Source organism: Streptomyces resistomycificus (genome assembly GCF_001514265.1).
GTDB classification, from domain to species: Bacteria; Actinomycetota; Actinomycetes; order Streptomycetales; family Streptomycetaceae; genus Streptomyces; species Streptomyces resistomycificus.
The window spans coordinates 193,700-202,761 of sequence record NZ_KQ948993.1 but is presented as its reverse complement, the minus strand read 5'-3'; the positions used below and the strand labels follow the sequence as shown (position 1 = coordinate 202,761).

The 9,062-nt window shown below is 68.1% G+C and carries 6 protein-coding genes and 1 pseudogene; 2 read left to right on the top strand and 5 right to left on the bottom strand.

Annotated features, from left to right (window positions below):
- Positions 1 to 204, bottom strand: a pseudogene (locus AQJ84_RS41150) (hypothetical protein); the annotation flags it as partial.
- A gap of 87 nt (positions 205 to 291) precedes the next feature.
- On the opposite strand from AQJ84_RS41150, the gene AQJ84_RS22145 reads away from it, so the two are divergent.
- On the top strand, positions 292 to 1,581 hold the full coding sequence (locus AQJ84_RS22145) for a tyrosine-type recombinase/integrase (RefSeq protein ID WP_030041712.1): 1,290 nt from the start codon (positions 292 to 294) through the stop codon (positions 1,579 to 1,581).
- Entirely contained in the window at positions 1,578 to 4,055 is a 2,478-nt protein-coding gene (locus AQJ84_RS22140) for a site-specific integrase (RefSeq protein ID WP_037803304.1), read from the top strand. The genes AQJ84_RS22145 and AQJ84_RS22140 overlap by 4 nt, the downstream gene beginning before the upstream one ends.
- Positions 4,056 to 4,170: 115 nt before the next feature.
- On the opposite strand, the gene AQJ84_RS22135 is transcribed toward AQJ84_RS22140, so the two are convergent.
- From AQJ84_RS22135 to AQJ84_RS41145, 4 genes are all read right to left on the bottom strand, one after another.
- Positions 4,171 to 4,800 (bottom strand): class I SAM-dependent methyltransferase, encoded by a 630-nt coding sequence (locus AQJ84_RS22135; RefSeq protein WP_030041714.1) that lies wholly within the window; start codon positions 4,798 to 4,800, stop codon positions 4,171 to 4,173.
- A gap of 229 nt (positions 4,801 to 5,029) precedes the next feature.
- A complete protein-coding gene (locus AQJ84_RS22130) occupies positions 5,030 to 5,953 on the bottom strand; it encodes a DUF6807 domain-containing protein (protein WP_211276881.1) in 924 nt (307 codons plus the stop codon).
- Positions 5,946 to 7,073 (bottom strand): Gfo/Idh/MocA family protein, encoded by a 1,128-nt coding sequence (locus tag AQJ84_RS22125; RefSeq protein ID WP_030041717.1) that lies wholly within the window; start codon positions 7,071 to 7,073, stop codon positions 5,946 to 5,948. The genes AQJ84_RS22130 and AQJ84_RS22125 overlap by 8 nt, the downstream gene beginning before the upstream one ends.
- 271 nt (positions 7,074 to 7,344) lie before the next feature.
- A complete protein-coding gene (locus AQJ84_RS41145) occupies positions 7,345 to 9,060 on the bottom strand; it encodes a substrate-binding domain-containing protein (RefSeq protein WP_079076141.1) in 1,716 nt (571 codons plus the stop codon).
- Positions 9,061 to 9,062: the final 2 nt, after the last annotated feature.

The following is a 9,062-nucleotide window of genomic DNA, read 5'->3' as shown; positions in this document are numbered from 1 at the left end:
GAGGTACTCGGGCGGGAAGGTCATGACGGCGTCGCCTGCTTCGGGGAGGCCGCTGTTCTGCATGACGACGATCACGCGCAGGTTCTCGTCGTTGATGGCTCGGTGGATCGTGCCGGGGGTGAACCAGACGACGTCTCCGGGATGCAGCTCGGTCGTCGTGAGTCCCTTGTGTGTGGTTGAGGGTCTCCAGTCGGCCGCGGCCACTGATGACGATGTAGCACTCCGGGCCTGTTAACCGAACTAACTCAGCTGTCTTCGCAGGTCAGACCAGGTATCTGCTAGCTTCCCGAGGTGCTTGATGAGCAGCGGTCCGGAAGGGACCTGAGGAACTTTGTCCTGCCTGAGTTAGGCCAGTTGCTGAAGACGGGAGATCCCTGGGAGCCGTACAGGGTGCTGGATGGTCTCGGGAGGCCGGTCGCGCCCGCTGCGCTCTACCTCAAGGAGCTGATGGCGAGGGACAGCTCGCCGTTGACGCCGCGTTCGTACGGCATGGATCTGCTGCGCTGGTTCCGGTTCTTATGGGCGCTCGGGATCGAGTGGGATCGTGCGACCCGGGAAGACGCCCGGGACTTCATGTTGTGGATGAAGGTGGCGGACAAGCCGACGCGCATCCATTGGCGCCATCGCGGCAAGGCTCTCTCCAAGGTCCCGCCGCCTCGCACTGGCAGGCCGGCGCCGGGGACACCGAATCCGGTGACTGGTAAGCCCACGGTCGGGGCCAAGTACTCGCCGGCAACCCGGGCTCATTGCGAGACGGTGCTGCGGGAGTTCTACAACTTCCATCTGGATGAAAGCACCGGTTCGTTGCTGGTGAACCCCTTCCCGTTGGTCCGTGGGCGCCGATTGTCCCAGCTCGGGACACAGCGTGATGGTGGGAAGAAGCACCGCAACCGACGCACGGGCCTCTACCGGCCGACCGTTCCGCAGCGGGTTCCGCGGCGGATTCCCGACGAGATGTACACCAAGGTCTTCGCCGGGCTCCGTTCCTATCGTGACCGCGCCTTGCTGGCCTTCTGGGTCGCCACTGGCGCCCGCGCCGAGGAGCTGCTCACGGTCAAGCAGGGCGGCGCGATTGTCGGCGAGCAGACCATCAGTGTGATTCGCAAGGGCACCCGCGACTACCAGGACCTGGCCGCCACCCCTGACGCGTTCGTCTGGCTGCGGCTCTACCAAGAGTCCGCCTGGAAGAAAGGCGTCCCTCGGGACCGTCATCATCCGCTGTGGTGGACGCTGCGGCGCCCATGGCGGCCGCTGGAGTACGACGCGGCGCGCATGATGTTCAACCGCGCCAACGATCTCCTGGGCGCTAACTGGACCCTTCACGATCTGCGGCACACGGCGACGTTCCTGATGCTCGATGACCCGAACATGCCGCCGGTTTACGTGCAGAAGATCCTCGGCCACAAGTACCTGTCGACCCTGGACATCTACAACCGTCCGACCGGAGACGACGTCATCAGAGCCGGCCTTGCCCACCACGCCCGCCAGGAGAAACGACGCGAGGCGACCCCTGTGCCTGTTGACGAGCCGTCCTACAACCCCGACTCCTTGTCCATCCTCTTCGGTCGGGACGAGTCATGACGAGCACTGCGACTCACGTCGGCTCGAGCTTCGTTCCGCGGGTCACCAGCATGGTGGGCGCCGAAGAGCTCAAGCTGATGAGCCGATTCCCGCATCGGGAAAGACCAAGCACGTGGGAAGCGACCGCGGTCACGCGTGAAGAGGTCCTTGAGCGGCTGGCTCGCCCACCGCTACGAGCTGTGGAACCCAGGGCCCAGGCGAATCGGATGTTCGGGGCCCGCCTCCTCCTCGACTGGCTAATGACCTTTCCGGGAGAAACCTGGCAACAGCGCTGGCAGAGGAGCCCTGCCCACGGCCAGCACATTGCGTCGCAGGGGTGGGGGGATGCCTTCGCAGCCTGGGCCCGCCCGGAAGGGCGAGTATCTCGCCGTGAAACGCTCCTCGTCGGGCTGCTGTCGCTGCTCTGCGCGGATGCCGTCAGACCCGACCCGGAATTCCTCATCGGGTCAAGATCGCGGCATCTTCGGCCGGCTCTGGAGACCACACGCGACCCCGAGGGGTTCGCCCGCTTGAGAGCTTCACTGCCGACCAACATCTCGGCTGCGAATGTCTCGTCCGGACTGAAGACCATTGCGGAGATCATGGCCTGCCGAGGCGGCGCCATCGAGGACATCGTCGTCGGCGACCTGCTGCTCTGGCAAAGCAAGAATCCGCGCAACAGCAATGGTCGGATCCAGCTCGCCTATACCTGGCTACGCGACTTGGGTCTCTTTCCAGCAGACGCACCGCACACGCTGTTCCGGATCTCGAACCGTACGGGGCAACTCACCCCGGCGGACCTTGTCGACCGCTACGAACTGCAGTGCCGTCCGATCCGCGATCTCTTGGTCGCCTACCTCTCCCATCGGTCCGTAGGGCTCGACTTCACGACGCTGCAGGCGCTCACGATCTCGCTGGCGCTTCGGTTCTGGGGCGACCTGGAGCGGCATCATCCGGGCATCGACTCTCTTCGGCTGCCTGCTGAGGTGATCACTGCTTGGAAGGTCCGCCTGGCTACGAAGACCGTCCGCAAGCGTCTGCCCGACGGATCATTTCGTGAGTTCACAGAGCCACGCCGAGGTGCAATCGGGATCAAAACCCAGGTCAGAGCCTTCTACCTGGACCTGGCGGAGTGGGCAGTGGAGGACCCCGGCCAGTGGGCTGCCTGGGTGGCGCCCTGCCCGATCAGCGAAGCCGAGTGCTCGGGGAGAAAGGCTGAGAAGCAGCTCAAGGCCCGCATGGACCAACGTACTCGCGAGCGCCTGCCGGCGCTGCCCACGCTGGTGAAGACGGCTCACCGCCTGCTGAAAGAGGCCACTGCACGTCTCGATGCACTCAACGCTGCCCCGCTCGGTTCGGATTTCAGCGTGCTTGGTGAGACCTTCAGAGTCCCGCGCTTCAGTAAATGCGCTGACGGGCGCCCGATCCATGCCTGGGATGCGAAGGGCACCCGGCGCTCATTCGCGGGTGAGGAGCGCAGCGCATTCTGGGGGTGGGCTGCCATCGAGATCTTGCGGCACACCGGCATTCGTATCGAGGAACTCCTCGAGCTGGGGCATCACAGCATCGTCAGCTACAAGCTCCCCACCACCGGACAGACCGTTCCGCTGTTGCAGATCGCCCCGTCGAAGACCGACCAAGAGCGACTTGTCTTGGTCGCGCCGGAGCTGGCGGATGTGTTGAGCACGGTCGTCTCTCGAGTCCGAGGCTCGGACGGGAGAGTCCCTGTTCTTCGTAGCTATGACCACTATGAGCGGGTCTGGAACCCGCCGATGCCTCTCCTGTTCCAGGATCGCTCTGGTGGCTACCTGCGTCCGCTGTCACGAGCGACGATCCGTCGGGGACTTGACGTCACCTTGTTGGCCTCAGGTCTGACGGACAGCGCGGGTGACCCACTCATCTTTCAGCCCCACGACTTCCGCCGGATCTTCATCACGGACTCCATCCTCAACGGCCTGCCGCCTCACATCGCCCAGGTCATCGCTGGTCACGACCACATCGGAACGACGATGGGATACGCCGCGATCTACCCCACTGATGCCATCGAGGCACACCGAGCGTTCATCGCCCGGCGCCGGGCTCTGCGGCCTGCCGATGAATACCGCACCGTCACACCTGAGGAGTGGGGAGAGTTTCTCGGGCACTTTGAGCGCCGCAAGCTCGCCCTGGGCGACTGCGGTCGCGCATACGGAACTGACTGTGCTCACGAACACGCTTGTGTCAGATGCCCCGTCCTGATCGTCCACGCGACAGAGCGTCCCCGGCTTGTCGAAATCCGCGACAACCTCCTCACGCGCATCCTGGAAGCCGAAAGGGAAGGCTGGCTCGGCGAGATCGAGGGGCTGCAGAGCAGCCTGACCCACGCCGAGGAGAAGCTTGCCCAACTCGACGCCCAGATCTCCCGGAAGCAGGAGTCTGTCGACCTGGGAATTCCTACCTTCCGGGAGATCGTTGCTCGCACCACTGCGGCGGCCACCCCGCCGGGGCCTGCGTGACTGAACGGCTGTCAATCCGGCGTGCTCAGCGGACACCGCCACAGAACGCGGCGTTTGGACGAGCTTCGTCCACGCGGATGATCTACACCACCCGACCCCGGCCACGGGCCACGTTCTACGGGCGGCGGGCCAGCAGGTGGGTGTCGAGGAAGCCCCGCTCGGACGCTGGGTCGTGGAGCAACCGAGCCACCGTGACGAGTCCGGCACCGGCCAGCAACTCGGCAAACCGCTCCGCCGGCCAGCTATAGGCAGGCGCCACCTTGTGGTCGAAGCGGACAGGCTCCGGCCCCTCGGTTCCGAAGAAGGACGCCAGGAGCAGGCCCCCTGGTGCCAGGACACGCACCTGCTCAGCGAGCAGCGCGGGCAATTCTTCAGGTGGGGTATGGATCATCGAGTAGTGGGCCAGCACTCCGCCGAGCGCGCCGTCCTCGACCGGCAGGGCCTCCATTCTCGCTTCGTCGAACCGCAGCGCCGGATGGGCCCGCCGGGCGTGGGCGACCATAGCCGGGGAGAGGTCGAGCCCGAAGGCGTCCAACCCCAAGTCGTGCAGCATGGCCGTCAAATGGCCGGGCCCGCACCCGACGTCGGCTGCCCGCAGGTTCCCCGTGCCACGCACGAGCTCGGCGAAGGTGCCGATCATGTTCCGCGCGAATGGCTGCGTCTCCAACCGATTAGCGAACATCGACGCATACAGTTCGACGACCCCGTCGTAGGCCGCCCTGGTCTCGTCCTGGTGTTTTAACACGGGAGGGAAGCTAACACCCGCGCCGTTCACAGCAGCTCTCCGGCCCCATACCGGCCCCTTCCCCGCAGGACTGATCGTCCTGTCACCTGACCACGGGACGCCCCGGTAGTTCGGAGAATGCAGGTGAGGTGCATGTGCGGTGAGCCGCCGTGTTCGTCGTCCGCTGTGGGCCAGGGGTAGGCCTCGAGGTGGCTGAGTCCCACGGCTCCGGGGAAGTCGGGGAGTGAGGTCACAGCGCGAACTCCTGCGCGATCGGTTCGAGTTCGTGGCGATCCACCATGCGGTCGAGGAATACGAGGCGGTGGTTGAGGCGCAGCGTCTGACCGGGTTCCAGCTTGATCTCCGTGTCGAAGGCCGGCGAGGGGTTGAGGCAGGCGAAGGCGCTGGTGCGGGCGAACCACGTCAGTGGGGTGGAGGCGCTGGTGGTGCCTGCGTAGGCGAGGACCGTGGCGCCGCCGTCGAGTTCATCGTGCTCACCGGCGATGGCCGCCCAGGCGCCCCGGGTACCCATGACGGCGTCGCCCTCGTGGCCCCCGTCGGCGATGACGTCCGCACCGGTCCAGGCCCGGGGCCCGCGCCAGAACAGTCCCGTATAGCCGGCGTTGGGGCGGCCGTGCGTGGAGGGGCTGCCCATCTCCAGTGGTGCGCGGTGCACGTTGGTCAGGGCGGTGGTGAAGTCCAGCGCCCAGACACCGCCGGCGGTGTCGGCACTGTGAAAACGGAGCGTGCGCGTCTCGTCGATCCACACCTCGTCCCGGGAGGAGATCCAGTCCAGGCTCTGGACGACGGACACCTCGCTGCCACCGAGGTCCTGCGGCTCGAAGGCGCGGTGCACCTGCCGGCCGTGGTTCTCCTGCCAGACGTAGCCGTGGCCGGGCGCGCCCTGCTGGAAGGTCGGGCCGCCCCAGAAGTTGTCGCCGGACAGGTGCGACCAGGTCATCTGCAGGCCCTTGTGCCAGCGGTGGTCCCAGGGCCGGTAGACGCCCACGGGCGCGCCGGAGAGGGTTCTCAGCGGATAGAGGTAGGGCTTGGGGGATTCTTCGAGGGGGGTGTCCGGCCGGTAGACGTACGTGGCGAGGTCCGTGCCCGCGGCCGAGACCACGAACTGGCTTCCGGCGGCGTCGTGGTCGATGCGGAAGTGATTGTCAGACACCGGTCTTCTCCTTGGCGGCGTTGTCCCGGGCGGCGCCGGGGCGACCGCTCATGGAGTGGTAGAAGGGGCTGGCCGGGCTGATCATGTCCGGGGTGACGGGGCACCCGGTCCGCGCCGACTCGTACAGGGCGGCGATGAAGGCCAGGGCGCGGCGGCCGTCGTCGCCACTGGCCTCGGGGCGCTCCCCGGCGCGCAGCGACCGCAGCAGCACACGCAGTTGCGCGGCGTGCGAACTGGCTTCGTCGTCGAGCGGTGCTCCGAGCTGCACGGCCGTGGCGCCGGCCCGGTGGGGTGCGGGGGTCCACGTCCAGTGGGAGTTGTCGTAGCCGTAGAGGTGGGACAGTTCGACCGTGGCCTCGGGGAAGTCGAAGCGCAGGTAGCTGGTCTCGCGCGGGGAGAGGAGGCTGTTGACCATGGACACCATGGCGCCGCCGGCGAAGCGGACCATCGCCATGGAGACGTCCTCGGTCTCCACCTCGCGGGCCAACGTGCCCATGGCGGCGCGGACTTCGGTCCACTCGCCCATCAGGGACAGCATGAGGTCCATCTGGTGGATGCCATGTCCCATGGTGGGGCCGCCGCCCTCGGTCTCCCACTTGCCGCGCCAGGGGACCGCGAAGTAGGCGTCGTCCCGGTACCACAGGGTGTGGCAGACGCCGACCAGGGGAGCGCCGAGGCGGCCGGTGCGGATGTGCTCCCGCAAGGCCCGGGCGGCGGACCCGAACCGGTGCTGGAACACGTAGGAGACGTACGGGCCACCCTCGCGCTCGTGGGCGGCGACGGCGTCGTACTCGGCCACCGAGAGGGTGGGAGGCTTCTCGCACCACACCCACGCGCCGGCGTCCAGGCAGGCGGTGATGGCCTCGCCGTGGGCGATCGGGGGCGTGCAGACGATGACCAGGTCCGGGTGCTGCTCCTGGAGCATCCGGTCGAGGCTGTCGTAGGCGGCGGGTATGCCCCAGCGGGCGGCGAAGGCCTCGGCGCGCTGCAGGTCGACGTCTACGACGGCGATGACGGTGGCGTCGCCGTCCTGGGCCTGGACGGCGGGCATGTGGCAGCCGTCGGCGATGTTTCCGGCGCCGACGATCGCCACCCGCGCGGGCTGGCTGTACTCAGTCATGTGGCTCTTTCGTAAAAGCTCGGGCGCTGCCTGGGCGCGGCACTGGGGGTCGTCAAACCGCTGACGAAGGAGGTCGGTTCGAGCTGCTCGGCCGAGGGCGCGCACGCAGGGCCGTGCGGTCGAGGGGAACGGCTCTGTCGGACGAACTCGGCTCTCTCGCCGATGTGAACGCGGCGGCAGAATGAACGTAGTGAACGGTCACCTTGACGGTCAAGAGTTGCGTAGTGATCGTTCACTTTTTCGTGTGACGTCCCGGGGGGACCGGAGGGACTCAGCGAGGGGCCGGGCCGCTCGACCCACGCGGCACGAGGTGGAACAGATCCGTGACCTCGGCCTCCGGCTCGGGCTCGCCACGCAGAAGAGCGAGCAGCGACAGCATCGACTGGCGGCCGACCTCTTCCTTGTTGATGTGGACCGTCGAGATGCTCGGCGAGAAGTACTGGGTGAACTCCTCGTCGTCCCAGCCGAAGACGCTCATCTCCTCGGGCACCCGCGTACCGCGGTCCTGGAAGCCACGGAGCACACCCAGGGCGACGTAGTCGTTGGCGGCCAGGACGGCCGTCACGCCGGAGTCGGCGGGCAGGTCCCGCGCGGCCTCGTAGCCGGAGCGCACGGACCAGTCGCCGTCGGCGACGCCGTAGGACTCCAACCCAAGTCGCTCGATCGCCTCCACGTAGACCGCCCTCCGGTTGCGTGCCGAGGCCCAGTCCTGCGAGCCGGCGACGTGGAGGAACCGGCGGTGTCCCCGGTCGGCGAGGTGGCGCAGGATCTTCTCGGCGGGCCGTCCGTCGGCCAGCCGTCCCCGGGACTGGAGGTTGTCGTCGTACTCGCCCAGCACCACCACGGGCCGCTGCCCGGCGCCCTGGCCGCCGGCGAGGTCCCCCAGCGGCACCAGGGACAGCACCCCGTCCGCCTGCCGGGTCTCCAGCAGGGACAGCACGCTGCTGGCGCGCCGCGACTCGCCGCCCTCCAGCCCCACGACGTCGGTCATGTACCCGGCCTCGTGCGCCGCGGCCGAGGCGCCCCTCAGCAGAGGGATCGGGACGAAGCCGCGCAACTCGGGCAGCACGATGGTGATCCGGTGGGACCGCTGCGTGCGCATCGACCGCGCCATGAGGTTGGGCCGGTAGTCCAGCTCGGCGACGGCCCGCTCTATCCTCGCTCGCGTCGCCGGCTTCATGCCGCTGTCGTTCTTCAGGAACCGGGACACGGTCTGGTGCGACACGCCGGCCCGCTTGGCGACCTCCCATATGGTCGGCCGCTTCCTCTCCGGGCCGGCGGCCGCCCTCGGGCCGGCGGCCTTCCCGGCGGGCCGACCGGCCTTCCGCGCCGGCAGAGGACGCCCCGCCTGCTCGCACAGAAACTCCAGCAGGTCCGTGCCGGATGCCTCCGCGGGCAGCCCGTAGGCACCGGCGAAGGCCGCGACCCGTGGCGCGAGGTCGTCGAGGCGTACCAGGTTCCGGGCGGCGGCTTCGGCGACGAACGTGCCCGTACGGGCCGCGTCGGCACGGTCTTCCAGCAGGTCGACGACGGTGCGCGGCACGGTGGTGACGGGCAGTCCGTCGACGACGGTGATGTCCTCGGCGTCCGTGTGCCTCCGGTGCAGCACGACCGTCTCGTCACGGGTGGTACGGCGTGAGGAGACCGTCAGCTCCACGAAGTCGGCGGGTGGGCCGGCCAGGCCGTGCACCGCGCACGCGGAGGTGTGGGAGACGACGCCCGACCCGGCGCCGTCGGTGCGGCGGTCCCGCGCCGGGGTCCCGGGGTCCAGCCGCAGCCACGCGACCTTGATCCTGAGGTGCTCCGGCGGGGGAGAGGCGGCCAGGCGGTAGACCCCGTGGCCGACACTCTCCAGCGCCCCGGAGCGCTCCAGCCGCAGGAGCTGGACGCCTTGCACGCCGTCCAGCTTCGCCTGGGCGGTGGTCACCAGGCCCCACTGGCCGGCGGCCCTGGCGTCCAGAGCCCGCAACACGTCGGCCTGAGTCATGC

Coding starts and splice junctions, on each gene's coding strand:
- AQJ84_RS22140 (WP_037803304.1), top strand. CDS start 1,578: ATGACGAGCACTGCGACTCACGTCGGCTCGAGCTTCGTTCCGCGGGTC.
- AQJ84_RS22125 (WP_030041717.1), bottom strand. CDS start 7,073: ATGACTGAGTACAGCCAGCCCGCGCGGGTGGCGATCGTCGGCGCCGGA.
- AQJ84_RS41145 (WP_079076141.1), bottom strand. CDS start 9,060: ATGACTCAGGCCGACGTGTTGCGGGCTCTGGACGCCAGGGCCGCCGGC.